19 protein-coding genes are annotated in these 15,841 nt (G+C 64.8%); 9 read left to right on the forward strand and 10 right to left on the reverse strand.

Going from position 1 to position 15,841, the window contains the following annotated elements:
* Positions 1 to 111: 111 nt before the first annotated feature.
* The gene (locus C8J45_RS01305; RefSeq protein ID WP_107961584.1) at positions 112 to 948 is read right to left on the reverse strand and encodes a helix-turn-helix transcriptional regulator; all 837 of its coding nucleotides are present in this window, start codon (positions 946 to 948) and stop codon (positions 112 to 114) included.
* 95 nt (positions 949 to 1,043) lie between these two features.
* Here C8J45_RS01305 and C8J45_RS01310 point away from each other — a divergent pair, with 95 nt between their 5' ends.
* The 5 genes from C8J45_RS01310 to C8J45_RS01330 all read left to right on the forward strand — a co-directional run bounded on the left by C8J45_RS01310 (position 1,044) and on the right by C8J45_RS01330 (position 6,537).
* Complete coding sequence (locus C8J45_RS01310) at positions 1,044 to 1,946, forward strand: SDR family oxidoreductase (protein WP_107962178.1); 903 nt, start codon at positions 1,044 to 1,046, stop codon at positions 1,944 to 1,946.
* 203 nt (positions 1,947 to 2,149) lie between these two features.
* Positions 2,150 to 4,651: a PAS domain S-box protein gene (locus C8J45_RS01315; protein ID WP_107961585.1), complete on the forward strand. Its 2,502-nt coding sequence runs from the start codon at positions 2,150 to 2,152 to the stop codon at positions 4,649 to 4,651.
* Between the two features lie 157 nt (positions 4,652 to 4,808).
* On the forward strand, positions 4,809 to 5,489 hold the full coding sequence (locus C8J45_RS01320) for a haloacid dehalogenase type II (protein ID WP_107961586.1): 681 nt from the start codon (positions 4,809 to 4,811) through the stop codon (positions 5,487 to 5,489).
* Positions 5,490 to 5,565: 76 nt separating this feature from the next.
* On the forward strand, positions 5,566 to 5,886 hold the full coding sequence (locus tag C8J45_RS01325) for a hypothetical protein (protein ID WP_181321057.1): 321 nt from the start codon (positions 5,566 to 5,568) through the stop codon (positions 5,884 to 5,886).
* A 90-nt stretch (positions 5,887 to 5,976) separates the two neighbouring features.
* Positions 5,977 to 6,537, forward strand: a complete 561-nt coding sequence (locus C8J45_RS01330; protein WP_107961588.1) for a YkgJ family cysteine cluster protein — start codon at positions 5,977 to 5,979, stop codon at positions 6,535 to 6,537.
* Between the two features lie 126 nt (positions 6,538 to 6,663).
* Here C8J45_RS01330 and C8J45_RS01335 read toward each other — a convergent pair whose 3' ends face one another.
* Positions 6,664 to 7,398 carry an SDR family NAD(P)-dependent oxidoreductase gene (locus C8J45_RS01335; protein ID WP_107961589.1) on the reverse strand — a complete coding sequence of 245 codons (735 nt, stop codon included), beginning with the start codon at positions 7,396 to 7,398 and terminating at the stop codon, positions 6,664 to 6,666.
* An 87-nt stretch (positions 7,399 to 7,485) separates the two neighbouring features.
* Between C8J45_RS01335 and C8J45_RS01340 the strand changes: the two genes are divergently transcribed.
* A complete protein-coding gene (locus tag C8J45_RS01340) occupies positions 7,486 to 7,860 on the forward strand; it encodes a helix-turn-helix domain-containing protein (protein WP_107961590.1) in 375 nt (124 codons plus the stop codon).
* An 18-nt stretch (positions 7,861 to 7,878) separates the two neighbouring features.
* Here the strand turns inward: C8J45_RS01340 and C8J45_RS01345 are convergent, their stop codons facing one another.
* Entirely contained in the window at positions 7,879 to 8,835 is a 957-nt protein-coding gene (locus tag C8J45_RS01345) for a bifunctional methionine sulfoxide reductase B/A protein (protein WP_107961591.1), read from the reverse strand.
* 73 nt (positions 8,836 to 8,908) lie between these two features.
* A complete protein-coding gene (locus tag C8J45_RS01350) occupies positions 8,909 to 10,384 on the reverse strand; it encodes a helix-turn-helix transcriptional regulator (RefSeq protein WP_107961592.1) in 1,476 nt (491 codons plus the stop codon).
* Between the two features lie 171 nt (positions 10,385 to 10,555).
* Here C8J45_RS01350 and C8J45_RS01355 point away from each other — a divergent pair, with 171 nt between their 5' ends.
* The 3 genes from C8J45_RS01355 to C8J45_RS01365 all read left to right on the forward strand — a co-directional run bounded on the left by C8J45_RS01355 (position 10,556) and on the right by C8J45_RS01365 (position 11,864).
* Positions 10,556 to 10,825 (forward strand): GlsB/YeaQ/YmgE family stress response membrane protein, encoded by a 270-nt coding sequence (locus C8J45_RS01355; RefSeq protein WP_093400148.1) that lies wholly within the window; start codon positions 10,556 to 10,558, stop codon positions 10,823 to 10,825.
* A 68-nt stretch (positions 10,826 to 10,893) separates the two neighbouring features.
* A complete protein-coding gene (locus tag C8J45_RS01360; RefSeq protein WP_107961593.1) occupies positions 10,894 to 11,205 on the forward strand; it encodes a hypothetical protein in 312 nt (103 codons plus the stop codon).
* 23 nt (positions 11,206 to 11,228) lie between these two features.
* A complete protein-coding gene (locus tag C8J45_RS01365) occupies positions 11,229 to 11,864 on the forward strand; it encodes a hypothetical protein (protein WP_107961594.1) in 636 nt (211 codons plus the stop codon).
* Between the two features lie 63 nt (positions 11,865 to 11,927).
* Here the strand turns inward: C8J45_RS01365 and C8J45_RS01370 are convergent, their stop codons facing one another.
* The 6 genes from C8J45_RS01370 to C8J45_RS01395 all read right to left on the reverse strand — a co-directional run bounded on the left by C8J45_RS01370 (position 11,928) and on the right by C8J45_RS01395 (position 15,784).
* The gene (locus tag C8J45_RS01370; RefSeq protein WP_107961595.1) at positions 11,928 to 12,182 is read right to left on the reverse strand and encodes a hypothetical protein; all 255 of its coding nucleotides are present in this window, start codon (positions 12,180 to 12,182) and stop codon (positions 11,928 to 11,930) included.
* A 71-nt stretch (positions 12,183 to 12,253) separates the two neighbouring features.
* Complete coding sequence (locus C8J45_RS01375; protein WP_107961596.1) at positions 12,254 to 12,757, reverse strand: ferritin-like domain-containing protein; 504 nt, start codon at positions 12,755 to 12,757, stop codon at positions 12,254 to 12,256.
* An 86-nt stretch (positions 12,758 to 12,843) separates the two neighbouring features.
* A complete protein-coding gene (locus C8J45_RS19040; RefSeq protein ID WP_181321058.1) occupies positions 12,844 to 13,302 on the reverse strand; it encodes a hypothetical protein in 459 nt (152 codons plus the stop codon).
* Positions 13,303 to 13,382: 80 nt separating this feature from the next.
* Positions 13,383 to 14,555: a zinc-dependent alcohol dehydrogenase gene (locus tag C8J45_RS01385; protein ID WP_093400153.1), complete on the reverse strand. Its 1,173-nt coding sequence runs from the start codon at positions 14,553 to 14,555 to the stop codon at positions 13,383 to 13,385.
* A gap of 681 nt (positions 14,556 to 15,236) precedes the next feature.
* Positions 15,237 to 15,485, reverse strand: a complete 249-nt coding sequence (locus C8J45_RS01390) for a hypothetical protein (protein WP_107961597.1) — start codon at positions 15,483 to 15,485, stop codon at positions 15,237 to 15,239.
* Positions 15,482 to 15,784, reverse strand: coding sequence for a hypothetical protein (locus tag C8J45_RS01395; RefSeq protein WP_107961598.1), 303 nt, complete (start codon positions 15,782 to 15,784; stop codon positions 15,482 to 15,484). Before C8J45_RS01395 ends, C8J45_RS01390 begins: the two co-directional genes overlap by 4 nt.
* Between the last annotated feature and the right edge of the window lie 57 nt (positions 15,785 to 15,841).

A 15,841-nucleotide genomic window follows, 5' to 3' on the forward strand; every position in this document is an offset into this window, starting at 1 on the left:
TACCACTCACGCACCCAGGCGTTCAACGCGGCCTTCAGTCACTTGATCCGTCGAGATGATGCGCAACCCGGACGGAGTTTCCGGAGCACGACGACACCGCTGCGCGCTCGTTCAACGATCTAGATCCTCGACCAGCGCGCGCAGGCGTTCGGCGGATGCGGGGGAGGCTGGATTGTAGATGATCATGCCCAGTTCGGGGCGCCCCTCCACGGTGAACGACGAGAACTCCATTTCGAGCAGTCCGGCATCGGGGTGATGGATCCGCTTCACTCCCTCGCCGTGGGATACGACGTCGTTGTCCCGCCAGAATGCTTCGAACTCGGGACTGATCCGGCTCAGTTCGGCAACCAGCCGAGCGGCCTCCGCACTGGTACCGGCACCCGCGCGAGCCACATCCGCACGGAAGGCGCCGACCACGAACCGGCCTATGGACTCCCAGTCCGCATTTCTTGCACGCACGCGATCGTTGCCGAACATGAGGCGCAGGATATTGCGCCCTTCGCGCGGCAGTTTGGAATAGTCGGTCAGCATCAGCGCGGCCGCCCGGTTCCAGCCGACCACGTCCCACAGCGCCGTCTTGATGATTGCCGGGCTGAGCGGCATGCCGTCGAGCGTGCGTTGCAGGCGCGGACTGATACCGTCGACCGCTCGGTAGCGTGCCTCCGGCGGACGGCCGAGACCCAGCATGTACAGATGCTCGCGCTCGGGCTCGGTCAGCATCAGCCCCTTGGCGATGCGGTCGAGCACGTCTGCGGATGGCGCCCCGCCGCGGCCCTGTTCCAGCCAGGTATACCAGGTCGGGCTGATGTTCGCCCGGCTCGCCACCTCCTCGCGCCGCAATCCGGGGGTCCGTCGCCGCCCGCCCACGAAGCCGAATGCCACCGGGTCGAGGCGGGTGCGGCGATCGCGAAGATAGGTGCCCAGCGGGTTGGTCGTCTGGCCAGCCATTGATCGATCCTGTTGGTCGTTATACCTCGATAAAGTCACTACTTTAACATGACGCACCGATGCGTGAAATGCCGATCTCAACCAAGGAGATCTTCATGCGCGTATTCTTGACTGGTGCGACGGGTTTCATCGGCTCTCGCATCCTCCCCGAACTTATCGCGGCCGGTCATCAGGTCGTCGGTAATACCCGATCCGACGCCGGTGCACGCCGGCTCGAGGCGGCTGGTGCGGAGGTGCACCGCGGCGACCTCGACGATCCTGCGGGGTTGGCGAGGGGAGCGGAAGGGGCCGATGCTGTCATCCATACCGCTTTCGATCATGACTTCTCGCGCTTCGTGGAAGCCTGCGAGAAGGATGGACGCGTCATCCGCGCGCTCGGGGACGTGCTCGCGGCGTCGAATCGCCCTCTCATCATCACCTCGGGGGTCGCGCTGGGCACGCCGGCGCCGGGTCAGGCCGCACGCGAGGACGTCTTCAACCGCGACGATCCGATCCCTCGCGTCGCGAGCGAACTGGCCGGCGAAGCCGTTGGCGCGCGCGGCGTCTCGGTCGCCGTCGTCCGCCTGCCGCAGGTCCATGATCCGGTGAAGCAGGGTCTGATCTCGCCACTGATCGATCTCGCGCGGGAGAAGCGCGTGTCGCCCTATGTCGACGAGGGGCGCAACCGTTGGTGCGCTGCCGCGGTCGAGGATGTCGCCCGCCTCTATGTCCTCGCGCTCGAGCAGCACGTACCGGGCGCGCGGTGGCATGCGGTGGCCGAGGAGGCGATCCCTATGCGTTCGATCGCCGAGGCGGTGGGCGTAGGGCTGGACGTTCCCGTCGTCTCGATGACGCAGGCGGAAGCCGCAGAGCATTTCGGGTGGATGGCACGGTTCGCCAGCCTCGATATGCCCGCCTCGAGCGCGATCACGCGCGAACGACTCGGCTGGCGACCAGCCGGCCCGACGCTGCTCGATGACCTCGGGCGGATGGACTATTCGGCGGTCTCCCCGGCCTGAACCACTGCCGCCCGGGGCGCGCGGCAGATAAGGTGAGCCAGCGCGAGAGAACCGGCGTCGCCTCGGCGCCGCTCTCTCGCGCCTTCCCCGTCACGCAAATGTCGGCGCAGGCACTCATACGCGTCGACGGCGGCGTCGTGCTCTCGATAAAGGGCGTTTCGCCTAGGGGCTTAGCGGGTAAAAGGCGCACCATTGCTTCAACGATGCGTGAGTGCGCAGCCCTGACTTTCCTGACGACAGAACAGCTCGACGCGGACAATGCGCGTCTGCGCGCACGGGTTGCCGAGCTGGAGACCCGCCAGAACGCGCTTGCCAGCGGCGCGGCGCGGCAACGGGCGATCTTCGAAAGCACGACCGACATCGCCATGGTCATCACCGATCCGGCCGGGATCATCACCGACTGGAACCCTGGCGCGGAGCGGGTGATGGGATGGACTGCGGCCGAAATGATCGGTCGCGACGCGGAACGTTTCTTTACGCCTGAGGACCGGGCCAGCGGTCGCATCGATCAGGAAATGAAACTGGCGTTGCAAGACGGGCGTGCCTCGGACGAGCGTTGGCATCTGCGCAAGAGCGGCCAGCGTTTCTGGGCCTCCGGCGAGCTGTTGCCGTTGCACGACGGCGGCCACGAGCATTTGGGCTTCGTCAAGATCCTGCGCGACCGCACCGATGCCCATGTCGCGGGCGCGGCGCTGAAGCAGGTCAAGGAGCGCTTCCAGACCGTTCTCGAAACGGTCGATTCCGCGTTCGCGATCATCGAGGTCAAGTTCGATGGCGACGATCGACCGGTCGACTACCGCTTCATCGAAGCCAATCCCGCGTTCGAACGACAGTCGGGCGCCGACCTTCGCGGGAAATGGGTCACCGAACACGCCCCGGACCTGGAGCGGTTCTGGTTCGAGACCTATGGCCGGGTGGCGAAAACGCGCGAGCCCGCCAATTTCGAAAGCTATGCGGAAGGGTTCGGTCGCTGGTTCGAGGTGCGGGCGGTCCCGGTGGGCAATCCCGAAGACCTTCAGATCGCAATCCTGTTCAACGATGTCACCGAACGTCGCGAAGCCGAGCAGCGGTTGCGTGCCAGCGAGGCGTTGGCGCGCGAGAACGTCGAGCGTGTGCAGCTCGCATTGGCGGCCGGTGCGATCATCGGCACCTGGCACTGGGACCTGCCCAGCGACCAGTTCGCGATCGACGAGGGGTTTGCCAACGCCTTCGGCATCGATCCGGCCTTGGGTCGAGAAGGTATACCGCTCGCCCAGATCGTCGCGACCGTCCATCCGGACGATCAGGAGGGATTGGCGAACGCGATCAACGACGTGATCGCGCGCGGGGGCTCCTATGCCCATCAATACCGGGTCCGCCGTGTCGATGGGCATTATTACTGGATAGAGGCGAACGGCCGTGTCGATCATGGGCCCGATGGCACTCCGCTCAGGTTTCCAGGCGTCCTGATCGACGTGGAGGCGCGGCGCACCGTCGAGGCCGAGCGTGACACCGCGATCGCGGCGTTGCGGTCCCTCAACGAGCATCTCGAGCAGCGCGTCGCCGATCGCACGGGTGAACTCGTGCGGGCCGAGGATGCGTTGCGCCAGTCGCAGAAGGTCGAGGCGATCGGCCAGCTTACCGGCGGCGTCGCGCATGATTTCAACAACCTGCTGACGGTGATACGTGGATCGGTGGATCTTCTTCGCCGGCCGGGTATCTCGGATGAGCGTCGCGAGCGCTATATCGATGCGATCTCGGATACGGCGGATCGCGCGGCCAAGCTGACCGGGCAATTGCTTGCCTTCGCGCGCCGACAGTCGCTGACCCCCGAGGTCTTCGATGCCGCCGCCAGCGTGCGGACGATCAGCGACATGGTGCGGACCCTGACCGGCTCCCGGATCCAGGTCACGGTGCTGCTGCCATCCGAACCATGCCATATCGACGCCGATCGCAGCCAGTTCGATACCGCGATCGTCAACATGGCCGTCAACGCCCGCGACGCGATGAAGGGGAGCGGCGAGCTGACGATATCGGTCGGCGAAACTGCCGAGATGCCCGCCATCCGATCGCATCCGGCGGTGTCCGGTGCGTTCGTCACGGTGTGCCTGGCGGACAGCGGCCCCGGTATTCCCGCCGACCGGATCGACCAGATCTTCGAACCCTTCTTCACTACCAAGGGCGTGGGCGAGGGGACCGGGCTGGGATTGAGCCAGGTTTTCGGCTTCACCAAACAGTCGGGCGGGGACATCTTCGTCGAAAGCATCGAAGGCGAGGGTGCGACCTTCACGATGTACCTGCCTCGCGTGGATCAGGTGTCGGGCGGCGTAACGGAGGCTGGCGACACGTCGCTGCTGCTCGGCGAGGGCGCCTGCGTTCTGGTGGTCGAGGACAATGCGGAAGTCGGCATGTTCGCGACGCAGGCTTTGGCGGAGTTGGGATACGACACCGTCCTCGCGATGAACGGCGATCGGGCGCTCGCCGAACTGGCATCCGGCGCAGATCGGTTCGACGTCGTGTTCTCCGATGTCATGATGCCCGGTATGTCCGGTGTGGAACTCGGCCAGGAGATCGCCCGCCTCTATCCGACGCTGCCGGTCATGCTGACCAGCGGCTACAGCGAGGTTCTCGCGCAGAGCGGTACGCACGGGTTCGATCTGCTGCACAAGCCGTATTCCATCGATGCGCTGTCCCGGGCCCTGAGGAAGGTGTCGCGACCTCGGTGACGCGGGCAGGAGCCTGTTCGTCGGCGCGAGGCACCGCGCGCGGTGAGCTCAACCTCCGGGCGAAGCCACGGAAACATCGGTCCATCCCCGAGTTGGTTCGGATCGTGCATCGCGCATCGTGCATCGTGCACCATGCTTCGCCCGGAAGGCCGCACTTATGACCAGACGCCCGTTGATCGTATTCGACGTCAACGAGACGTTGCTCGACATCGACAGCCTCGAACTGCTGTTCGCCGAAATCTTCGCGGCCCCGGCGCGCATGCGCGAATGGTTCGCACAGCTGATCCTGTATTCGCAGTCGCTTTCGCTCGCGGGACTTTATGTTCCGTTCGGAACGCTGGGAGGCGGTGTGCTGCGGATGCTCGGTCAGGTTCACGGCGTCGCGGTGACCGACGACCACGTCCGCGAGCTTGGCAGGCTGATCGCGGACATGCCCGTGCATGCGGATGTTGCCGCGGGCCTGACATTGCTTAGGGACGCCGGGTTTTCGTTGGTCACGCTCACCAACTCGCCGAAGGGTGTCGGGCCGGACGCGCTCGACAAGGCAGGGCTGGGATCGATGTTCGAACGGCGTTTCACGGTGGATACCGTGCGAGGGTTCAAGCCGGCGCCTGCAACCTATCGCCACGTCGCCGATGCGATGGTGGCGGTTCCGCGCGATACGTGGCTGATGGCGGCGCATACCTGGGACACGATCGGCGCGCAGTCGTTCGGGTGGAACGCGGCACTGATCACGCGCCGCGTGAACGCGCCGCTGCCGATCGACGGTGTTCCGCAGCCTACGCTCATCGCCCACGACGTCGAGGATGCGGCGCAGGCGATCGTGTCCCGACCGTAGCGTCGCCGCAAGGCTTCCCGGCAGGACGAGACCGGAACGCGTGGATTGGCACGACAAGCGTGCTATGGCCGCGCGCATGTCGAACATCCGCAGCAATACCGGTACCGTCGAGGTCGACGGCATCTCATACGACTGGCAACTCCAGCGCGAGCCGCAATGGTCCGATGCCGAAGGCTGGAAGGGCATGATGGTGTCCTTGCGCGAGAAGGATACCCAGCGGGAGGCGGTGCTGGAATTTCCTGCGCCCAAACGCCTCTTGAAGGGATTGCCGCGGGGGCGGCTCCAGATCGACGATCCGACCATATCCCGTGGCGTCAGGGCAGCGTTGCTCGCGGGATGGGAGCCGATGTCACGTGGCAAGCCGATGATCTTCACGGTAGACGCCGAAGGGAATTAGGGTTTCCGCCCCCGCGTGGAAATCAAGACGTCGCCGGGTTCGCCGTGCCGACCTGTTCCCAAGTCCCCAGCAAAGGACCGCCCCAAGCGGATGCACACCGACACCGACCTGGAAACCACGCTCCTGGGGCCGGTCCTGGCGGATCGCGCATGCGGCGATTGCACGGTGTGCTGCACCGAACTCACGGTCGATACGCCCGATTTCGCCAAACCGGCGGGAACACCCTGTATCCACCTCTCGGGACGAGGGTGCGGTATTCACGCCGTCCGTCCCCGCATTTGCCGGACCTGGTTCTGCGCGTGGCGACGGATCGCCAGCCTGCCCGATGACGCTAGACCGGATCGGTCGGGCCTTCTCGTGTCGCTCAACTTCGTCAAGGCGCCGCAGAACTGCTTCGAAGGTGTGTCGATCAACGTCCGGGTGCTTGCCGGCAGCAACGCGATCGAGAACGGCATGGCTGCAACGGTACTCGACAGCGTGTGCGATCAACTGATCCCCGTCTGGTTCAGCGACGGATCGAAGAAAATGTTGATGCATCCCGATAACGATGTCGCCCGCCTCGTCCTTTCGGGTGACGCCGCGCCGCACCATCTCCGCGACGAAGTGGCCGCATGGCGCGAACGCTACGGTGTATTCGCCGCCAAGGGCTAGATAAGCGGAAGACGAGGAAATCGCTTCCGGAACGGCGCCGCGCAAGGCGGTCGTTCTGCAATCGCTGACGTCGTTTCAAAGGGGGATTGCAAGCCATACGACGTCGCCCCGCAACCCCCCAGCCGCTCAGATCTGCGCGACGCCGCCGTCGACGAACATCTCGCTGCCGGTCATGAAGCTGCTGTCCGCGGACGCCAGGAACGCGGCAGCGGCGGCGATCTCGGCGGGTTCGCCGACCCGGCCGATCGGGGTGCCCGCGCCCATTTCCGTCATCGCATCCTCGCCGACCACCTCCAGCGCGAGTTCGGTCTTGGTCGGTCCCGGCGACAGCACGTTGATGCTGATGCCGGTGCCGCGGAGATCGAGCGCCCAGCTGCGCGCGAAATTGCGGATCGCGGCCTTGGTCGCGCTGTAGACGCTGAACCGCGGCGTTCCCATCACGCTCGTGCTGGAACCGGTGAGGATGATCGAGCCGCCCGCGCGCATCAGCGGCAGCGCCTTCTGCACCGTGAACACAAGGCCCTTCACGTTGACGTCGAACGTCCGGTCGTAATGCTCGGGCGTGATCTCGCCGAGCGGGACGAGCTCGCCGGTGCCGGCATTGGCGAACAGGATGTCGAGCGAACCGCGCTCCGTCCTGACCGTCTCGTACAGGCGATCGAGATCCGCCATGTCGGAGACCGAGCCGCTGATCGCGCGGGCATTCTCGCCGAGTTCGACGAGCGCCGCGTCGAGCGCCGCCTGGCGCCGCCCGAAGATGTAGACGAACGCGCCCTCTTCGATGAAGCGCTTGGCCGATGCGAGGCCGATCCCGCTACCGCCGCCGGTCACGATCGCCGTCTTGCCGTTCAATCTGTCCATCTGATGTCTCCGTGTTTGCCAAGACTGCTAGCTGGCGGCGTGCGCACCCATCGACAAGTATGCACCTTTTGGTTAGTACCTCCTAACATGACTTCGCCACCTCCGACCGACGGCTTCACCTGCGGCCTCGACGTCACGCTCCGCATCATCGCCGGCAAATGGAAGCCGCTCATCCTGTATTTCCTGTTGCAGCGGCCCAACCGCTACGGCGAACTCAAGCGCGCGGTGCGCGGCGTCAGCGACAAGATGCTGATCCAGCAGTTGAAGGAGCTGGAGGCGGACGCGGTGCTGACGCGGACCGATCACCACGAGGTCCCGCCGCGGGTCGACTACACGCTGACGCCGATGGGCCGCAGCCTCGCCGAGGCGCTGGCACCGCTGTGTACCTGGGGAACCGAGAACATGGCGGAGGTCACGCGGGTATTCGCCGAACGCGATGGCTGGCAGCGCGAGGCGGGCTGACCCACACTCGCGCCGCGCTCAAGCCGCCTTGGCGCGGCGTGGCAGTTTCCAGTTCGGGCGGACGAAATGGCAGGTATAGCCGTTCGGCTTGCGCTCGAGATAATCCTGATGCTCGGGCTCGGCTTCCCAGAAATCGCCGACCGGGGAGAGTTCGGTCACGACCTTGCCCGGCCATAGGCCCGATGCCTCGACGTCGGCGATCGTGTCCTGCGCCACCGCCTTCTGGTCGTCGTCGGTGTAGAAGATCGCCGAGCGATAGCTGGCGCCGCGATCGTTGCCCTGCCTGTTGGCCGTGGTCGGATCGTGTATCTGGAAGAAGAATTCGAGCAGCGTGCGGAAATCGGTGCGCGCCGGATCGAAGACGATCTCGATCGCCTCGGCATGGTTGCCGTGACGGCGATACGTCGCGTTGGCGATCTCGCCGCCGGAATAGCCGACGCGCGTCGAGACGACACCGGGCAGCGCGCGGATCAGGTCCTGCATGCCCCAGAAGCAGCCACCGGCGAGCACTGCGCGCTCGGTTCTGGCCGGGACCTCCTCGACCTGATCGAGATACGCGGCATAGCCTTGCGCCGCCATCTCGCCGCGCGGGACGAACCGCAACGCTGCCGAATTGATGCAGTAGCGCAATCCGCCGCGGCTGCGTGGGCCGTCCTTGAAGACATGCCCCAGATGGCTGTCGCCGTGCGCCGAGCGGACCTCCGTGCGCGGGATGAGCATCGACCAGTCGCGCTTCGACCTGACGTTCGCAGGCTCGATCGGTCGGGTGAAGCTCGGCCAGCCATAGCCGGACTCGTATTTGTCGGCGCTCGCGAACAGCGGCTCACCCGAGACGATGTCGACATAGATGCCCGCGTCCTTGGTGTGCAGCAACGCGCCGGAGCCGGGACGCTCGGTCGCGTTCTCCTGCGTCACCCGGTATTGTTCGGGCGTCAGCGCGGCGACGGCGTCTTCGGTCTTGCGGTAGTCGGTCATGGCAGCACTCCGTTGACCGGAATGTGGTAAGCCTGCCCCTTGCTGTCGAGGTGGTGGGCAGGCGGCGTTCGTATCAGGCGCCCACGCCGCGTTCGTGCGCCCAGACGATTGCGGCGCTGCGGCGGTTGACGCCGATCTTCGCATAAAGCCGGGCGACGTGGTTGCGGACGGTGTTGCGCGACAGGCCGAGCCGGTCCGAGATCGCCGCATCGTCGAGGTCCTGGCAGATCAGCTCCAGCACCTCGCGCTCGCGCTTGCTGAGATCGGCCGCGGGTGTCGCGGACCCGGTCGCGCCGCGCGGATTCCGCAAGGTCGCCAGCTTGTCCATGATCGACCGGCTGAGCCAGTTCGCGTCCTTCATCACCGCATCGATCGCCTCGACCAGTTCCAGCTCGCCGCGCCGCCGTGCCGAGATGTCCTGGTACAGCCACAGCACGCACGGCGCTCCGTCGACGCTGATCCGTTCGGCGGACACGAGGCAGTCGAGCGCCTCGCCGGCCTTGTGCAGCAACTGCACGTCGCGGCTGCGGAAGCCGCCATGTTCGCCGATCTCGGTTTCGAGCTGCTGGCGCTGCGCGGCATCGTTCCAGAGCTGCAGGTCGTCGGCGATGCGGCCGATCACCGCGCGGTCGGTGTAGCCGGTCAGCGCCTTGAACGCCGCGTTGACCTGGACGATGCGGTTGTCGCCGCCTTCGGTCACGACCATCGCGACCGGCGCCATCTCGAATACCGAGGCGAAGTGGCGCTCGCTCGCCTTCAGTGCATGTTCCGCGCGCCGCCGCGGCTCGAGATCGGCGAAGGTGAACAACAGGCAATCCTGATTGGCGACCTCGATCGGCTGCCCGGCGAGGATGACCAGCGTCTTCTCGCCGCCGGCGAGCGGCAGTTCAGCCTCGAGCTGCGGGATCGTCTTGCCCGCTGCGACGCAATCCTTGACGAACGCCTTGCGGTCGACCTCCGCGAGAAAGTCGAAATCGAACAGCGTCTTCCCGACGATCTGGTCGCGCGCATAGCCCGACAGGTCGAGGAAACCCTGGTTGACGAGCACATAGCGCTGGTCGGCGACGCGGATGATCAGCGCGGGGGCGGGGTTGGCGTGGAACATCGCCTCGAACCGGTCCTCCGCGTCGAACCGTTCGGAGACGTCGTTGATGACGAGGCCCAGGCAATCGGGCTCGCCGCCATCCTCGTCCATGACGATGTCGCGCACTTGGTGGACCCAGCGCGGTTCGTCGGCATCGACCGGCGCGACCTCGACGATCAGGTCGGGGAAACTCTGCCCCGCGAGCAGGCGCATCAGCGGATAGTCCCGCCGCGGCAGCTTGCGACGATCCCGGTAGCGCAGGCTGAACCGCGTGGCATAGTCGTCCGCGGTCTGCCCGAGATCCTCGACCGCGCGGACCCCGTGCATCTTCAGCGCGGCCGGGTTGGCGCTCAGGATGATCCCGGTCGGATCCATCAGGATCACGCCTTCGAGCAGCCCGGTCATCAGCTGTTCGAGATGGTGCAGGGTGGGGGCGTGAAGCGGTTTCGCGGGCATCTTGGTCATCCCGTTTCAGCGCCGTGAAGCGCTTCGGGTTCCGGTCGAGCCGGCATAAATCTACCAATGGCCCCGGTACTTGCGCACCAATTCCGAATTCGCCGAAACGCGCGCGAACTGAACGGATCGGGCACCGAGACTGTTGAGGCACCTGTACCATTATCGAACAGGAGCCTCATCATGAACCTCATCATCCTTCTCGTCGTCGGCGGACTCATCGGCTGGGTCGCCAGCATGATCATGCGGACCGATGCGCAGCAGGGCGTCTTCCTCAACGTCGTCGTCGGCATCGTCGGTGCGTTGCTTGCCGGCTTCCTGATCACGCCGCTGATCGGTGGCGCATCGATCATGGACGGCGCGCTCAACATCCAGTCGATCCTGATCTCGCTGGTCGGCGCGGTGATCCTGCTCGCGATCGTCAACATGTTTCGTCGCGGTACGGTGCGCTGAGCGAACGGAAGGGCACGCTCGCGTCGCCCTCCCACACCCCGGAAAATACAGACACTTAGGAGAGTGCAATGACCGTTCGAGTTATCCTGGCATGCGGCGCGATGCTGCTGGCCTCCGGCGCCGTCGCGCAGACCGCGACGCATACCGGCGCGCACAATCCCGCGGTCAAGGCGAGTGCCGCCGCCCACGTCACCGCCCCCGCCAGCGGTGCCAATTCCTTCTCGGAAGACCAGGCCCGCGGTCGGCTGACCAAGGCCGGCTATCGCTCGATCTCGCGTCTGGCGAAGGACAAGGACGGCGTCTGGCGGGGCACGGGAACCCGCGGCGGCAAGACGGTCCATCTCGGGCTCGACTACAAGGGCAACGTCTCGTCGCGCTGAACCAATTCGATAGGAGAGAGACCATGACCAAGACCATCACCCGCCTGTTCGACGACTATTCGGACGCGACCGCGGCGCTGCACGACCTTGAACGCCTGGGCGTGCCGCATGATTCCATCAGCATCGTCGCGAACAACGCCGATGGCGCGCACGGCGACGCAGCCACGTCGCTCGGCGACGTCAACGATCACGGCGATGTCAGCCGTGGCGTCTCGACCGGTGCTGCTGTCGGTGGCGTCGGCGGCCTGCTGGCAGGGCTGGGCCTGCTCGCGATCCCCGGTCTCGGTCCGATCGTTGCGGCCGGGTGGCTGGCATCGACGGTCGTCGGCGCAGGCATTGGTGCTGCCGGTGGAGCCGCGACGGGAACGATCGTCGGCGCCCTGAAGGATGCCGGCCACTCCGACGACGAGGCCCACGTCTATTCGGAAGGCGTCCGCCGTGGCGGCACGCTGCTCAGCGCGCGTGTCGACGATAGCCTGGCAACCGAGGCCGAAGTGGTGCTGGACCGCAACCGGTCGGTAGACGCATCGACGCGTGGCGGCGCCTATCGTCAGGACGGCTGGTCGGCGTTCGACGACACCGCCCCTGCCTACAGCCGCGACGAAGTAGCCGCCGAGCGTGACCGCTATCGGTCCACGCCGACGTCGACGACCTACTGATACGACGACACCGCCGACCTGCCAAACAGGTCGGCGGTGTCTTTCGCATCGCGATGACGACGCCTAGAGCGGGTCGGGCGCGCTTTTGTCCTCTTCGCGCAGGAGCGTGAGCAGTTCCTCCACCTCGTCCGGGCCGTAGGTCAACGACATGTCGTCGATTTCGATCTCGACGGAAGCCCGATCGGCCCTGGACCAATCCTCCAGGATTTCCGCGCAGTCCGACAGGCTGCCGCGCGCGACGACGTCCCGCGCCGAGCCCTCGTCCTGGTCAGCCGTTCGATAGATCGTAGCCGGTTCGCTCAAGGGGTAGGTCGTCATGGTTTCCGCTTCCGTCCTCTACCTGGATCGCATCAACGCCCGCCGACATGAAGCCAGCAGGCGATCGAGAGTCATTCGTCTTCGGCGTCGATGTTGACGGTCGTCTCGGCGAGCTTCGTCATATATTCGTCGCCACCGTAGATATCCTTGGTCGCCGCGCTGAGCTTCTTGTGGTCGTCCTTGAGCCCGAGCGCCTTGGCGTACGCCGTCGCCGTGCCAAACCCGGCGATCCCGTAATGCGTCATCCGCTGATATTGTGCGATGATCATCACATCGAGCAACGGACCCTTCTCCGGACCTTCCTCGAGAACATGCTTGGTGGCTTCGGCGACCAGGCCTTCCATGCCCTTGCAATGCTCCTTCGAGACCTTCTCGTCGTTCGACGCGATCAGGTCCTTGAGCAGGTCGGTATGCGTCTCGATGTCCGCCTGCGACTTGGTCAGCATCTCCTTCAGCGACGCGTCGCTCGCCTTGGACGTGATCTTCTTCAGGACCTTCTTCATCTGGTCGTTCGCGGACCACAGATCCTTCAGTTCGTCGGTGTAGATTTCCTGGAGATCTTCGGGTGCAGACATGGGATCATCCTCTTGGGCTTCTACCGGGCGGAATGCTCGGCGGCTGGTTTTGAGTTTCGAGATTGCAGTGGCGCGATACGCCGAGCTCAGCCGGCGCCTGGCTGCTTCTGTTCGTCCTCGTAGTCGGCATCGGTACCGATCTTGCCGTTGGCCTCGGCCTCGGCGATGCCCGACGTCTCAACGACTTCGATCGTGCGACCTTCGCTAGCGATCGCATGGGACTCACGATCCGCATCGGGGTCGGCGGCGATCGTCGTACCGTTACCGCCACCCGAGCCAGCAACGCCGTTCGCCGCGCTGCCACGGTCTTCGCCGGCCTGACCACCGCCGTGATAGGCGATGTCGGTCTGGCCGCCATGCGCCATGAAACCGGTGTTCGTCTCGGTCTTGCCGGCGTGCGGGTTGGGATAGGACCCACCACCGCTTTCGCCGCCCTCGCTGCGGCCGTGAACGTCATCGTTGCCGCGTGGCGAGCCCGAGACGCCGTCCGCTGCGCCCTTGCTCCTCGGATTGCCGGGCACGGGGGTATGAACCTTGTCACTCATCGGTAGGTCCTTCTGAATGTAGCGGATCAAAACGAACCGAGCCGGTCCGCTCGACGGGAGCGGACCGGCTCGGGACGGGGTTACGGCCGCAACACGACCTTGATGACGCCGTCCTGCTTGTCGCGGAACTTCTGGTACATCTCGGGCGCATCCTCGAGGCTGGCCGGGTGCGTCACGACGAAGCTCGGATCGATATCGCCCGCCTCGATCCGTGCGAGCAGCGGCTTGGTATAGGCCTGGACGTGCGTCTGGCCGGTCTTGATCGTCAGCCCCTTGTTCATCATCGCGCCGATCGGGATCTTATCGCCCATCCCGACATAGACGCCGGGGATCGACACCGTGCCGCCCATCCGGCAGCTCATGATCGCCTCGCGCAACACGTGCACGCGGTCGGTCGCGAGGAACGTCGCCGCCTTCACCTTGTCGATCACCGCATCCATTGCGCCATGACCCGAAGCCTCGGCGCCGACCGCGTCGATGCAGCTGTCGGGGCCACGGCCCTTGGTGCGGAACTGGAGTTCGTCATAGACGCTGTCGACTTCGGCGAAGTTGATCGTCTCCGCACCACCGGCCTCAGCCATCGCCAGACGCTCGGGCACCTCGTCGATCGCGATTACGCGGCCCGCGCCCAGCATCAACGCCGAGCGGATCGCGAACTGGCCGACCGGACCGCAGCCCCAGATCGCCACGGTATCGCCCGGCTCGATCTGCGCATTCTCGGCGGCCATGTAGCCGGTCGGGAAGATGTCGGAGAGGAACAGCGCCTGCTCGTCGGTAACGCTGTCGGGCACCTTGATCGGTCCGATATCCGCCATCGGGACGCGCAGATACTCGGCCTGGCCGCCGCAATAGCCGCCCAGCATGTGGCTGAACCCGAACAGGCCGGCCGGCGAATGGCCCATCGCCTTGATCGCCATTTCAGAGTTTGGATTGGTCCGCTCGCACGCCGAGAACAGCCCCTTGCGACAGAAGAAACAATCGCCGCAACTGATCGTGAATGGCACGACGACGCGGTCGCCGATCTTCAGATTCGTGACTTCGGAGCCGAGCGCGACGACGACGCCCATGTTCTCGTGGCCAAGAATGTCGCCCGCCTGCATCGTCGGCTGGTATCCGTCAAGTAGATGCAGATCGGATCCGCAGATCGCGCAGGCCGTAACCTTGATGATCGCATCGCGCGGATGCTTGATCTCGGGATCGGCAACAGTATCGACGCGGACGTCACCTTTGCCATGCCAAACGAGTGCGCGCATCGAAGCTTCTCCATTGTTGGTGTAACTAATAAAATTGTGAAAATCGCGGATTTACGCAACACGTCGCCAAGTATGAAATTGGCACTGGTCAACCAAAAGGTGAAAACCGTGTCGAAATGGTTAGCGTGCAGCATTCGAAACCGTGAGTATTGTCACAGGGCTTGAGGGCGTGTTGGAAGGTATAGCGATCAGGGCGGCGTCATCGTTCCTGCACAAGCAAGAATATCCGTCATTTATATTTTATGCTGATTTCAATCAGTGGCGACTGAGTTGATCGATAATATACGGATCTGAAAAACTTCAGACTTCATAGATACTTAATGCGGTGGCGCTTCGGCGACCTCATTACGGTTGCGATATTGATGGTGTCTGGCTCGACAAGCGATGCGGTGAGGATCTTCGGTCTGTTGAGCTATCGCGACCCGGCGAATTGTCGCTCAATGCGAATTGGCAGGTAGGGCGGATTTCTACCGAGGCCGGTCATCGACATGGTCGAGAGGCCTAGCCCGCTTGAGTAGTGGTAGTCGCACGCGGAAAATCGTGGGTTTCGCGCTGCCTGCAGGGGCCTCGGTCGGTGCCGACATGAAGCCCCGATTTTACCGAGAGTCGTGCGGGAATATCGGTGGCTACCGGGGGGGACAAGGCTGGAGCCTTCAACTGACGCCCCCGGCTCCGACCGCTTTAGTTGACGCCTTGCTTTCTGGCACCCACGATCATTTTCCGCGCGATCTGGCGGACGGCGTCGTCGTCCTTCGTGTCGTCGGCCGCCGGGTCGCCGAGGTGATCGAGGCTCTGCTCCATGAAGTCGAGCAGGCCGCTGTGGCGATCCTCGACATACTCCATCAGCTTGAACAGCAGATGCTCGGTGGCGATCTCGCGTCGACGAGCCTGCGTCGCAGTGTCCGGCGTTGCAGTATCCGGCGCGGTCACTTGGCCACCTGTTCCGACGCATCGAACTCGGCGAATGCCGCGCGTACTTCATCGGCGGTCGCATCGTCGGCGACGTCGACGGTCACGACGACCTTGCCGTTGAGTTCGGCGTCGTCGCGCGCCTCGGGGCTGGGCTCGCCGGCCTTGTTGTCGGACCCGTCTTCGGCCACGCCCGCGGTGTTCTCTTCGCCATCCGCCGCGATGACCACCTTCGCGCGGTCGATCTCGAACTGTTGTACCAGGCGCTCGACGGTCATTTCCGCGTCGCGCCGTGTGTCGAACTTTGCCGTCAATTTCATGATGCTAACCCTCAAGCCGGCATGGCTCGACAGGACAACCGCTCAGATCGCGGCTGG

This window comes from Sphingomonas sp. PP-CE-3G-477 (assembly GCF_003050745.1).
Lineage (GTDB): Bacteria > Pseudomonadota > Alphaproteobacteria > Sphingomonadales > Sphingomonadaceae > Sphingomonas.

Bases quoted from the DNA above. Each gene is read 5' to 3' on its own strand.
- C8J45_RS01360 (WP_107961593.1), top strand. From the start codon at position 10,894: ATGACCGTTCGAGTTATCCTGGCATGCGGCGCGATGCTGCTGGCCTCC.
- C8J45_RS01320 (WP_107961586.1), top strand. From the start codon at position 4,809: ATGACCAGACGCCCGTTGATCGTATTCGACGTCAACGAGACGTTGCTC.
- C8J45_RS19040 (WP_181321058.1), bottom strand. From the start codon at position 13,302: ATGAGTGACAAGGTTCATACCCCCGTGCCCGGCAATCCGAGGAGCAAG.
- C8J45_RS01325 (WP_181321057.1), top strand. From the start codon at position 5,566: ATGTCGAACATCCGCAGCAATACCGGTACCGTCGAGGTCGACGGCATC.
- C8J45_RS01375 (WP_107961596.1), bottom strand. From the start codon at position 12,757: ATGTCTGCACCCGAAGATCTCCAGGAAATCTACACCGACGAACTGAAG.
- C8J45_RS01310 (WP_107962178.1), top strand. From the start codon at position 1,044: ATGCGCGTATTCTTGACTGGTGCGACGGGTTTCATCGGCTCTCGCATC.
- C8J45_RS01305 (WP_107961584.1), bottom strand. From the start codon at position 948: ATGGCTGGCCAGACGACCAACCCGCTGGGCACCTATCTTCGCGATCGC.
- C8J45_RS01365 (WP_107961594.1), top strand. From the start codon at position 11,229: ATGACCAAGACCATCACCCGCCTGTTCGACGACTATTCGGACGCGACC.
- C8J45_RS01330 (WP_107961588.1), top strand. From the start codon at position 5,977: ATGCACACCGACACCGACCTGGAAACCACGCTCCTGGGGCCGGTCCTG.
- C8J45_RS01345 (WP_107961591.1), bottom strand. From the start codon at position 8,835: ATGACCGACTACCGCAAGACCGAAGACGCCGTCGCCGCGCTGACGCCC.
- C8J45_RS01315 (WP_107961585.1), top strand. From the start codon at position 2,150: ATGCGTGAGTGCGCAGCCCTGACTTTCCTGACGACAGAACAGCTCGAC.
- C8J45_RS01370 (WP_107961595.1), bottom strand. From the start codon at position 12,182: ATGACGACCTACCCCTTGAGCGAACCGGCTACGATCTATCGAACGGCT.
- C8J45_RS01355 (WP_093400148.1), top strand. From the start codon at position 10,556: ATGAACCTCATCATCCTTCTCGTCGTCGGCGGACTCATCGGCTGGGTC.
- C8J45_RS01385 (WP_093400153.1), bottom strand. From the start codon at position 14,555: ATGCGCGCACTCGTTTGGCATGGCAAAGGTGACGTCCGCGTCGATACT.
- C8J45_RS01340 (WP_107961590.1), top strand. From the start codon at position 7,486: ATGACTTCGCCACCTCCGACCGACGGCTTCACCTGCGGCCTCGACGTC.
- C8J45_RS01350 (WP_107961592.1), bottom strand. From the start codon at position 10,384: ATGACCAAGATGCCCGCGAAACCGCTTCACGCCCCCACCCTGCACCAT.
- C8J45_RS01335 (WP_107961589.1), bottom strand. From the start codon at position 7,398: ATGGACAGATTGAACGGCAAGACGGCGATCGTGACCGGCGGCGGTAGC.
- C8J45_RS01395 (WP_107961598.1), bottom strand. From the start codon at position 15,784: ATGAAATTGACGGCAAAGTTCGACACACGGCGCGACGCGGAAATGACC.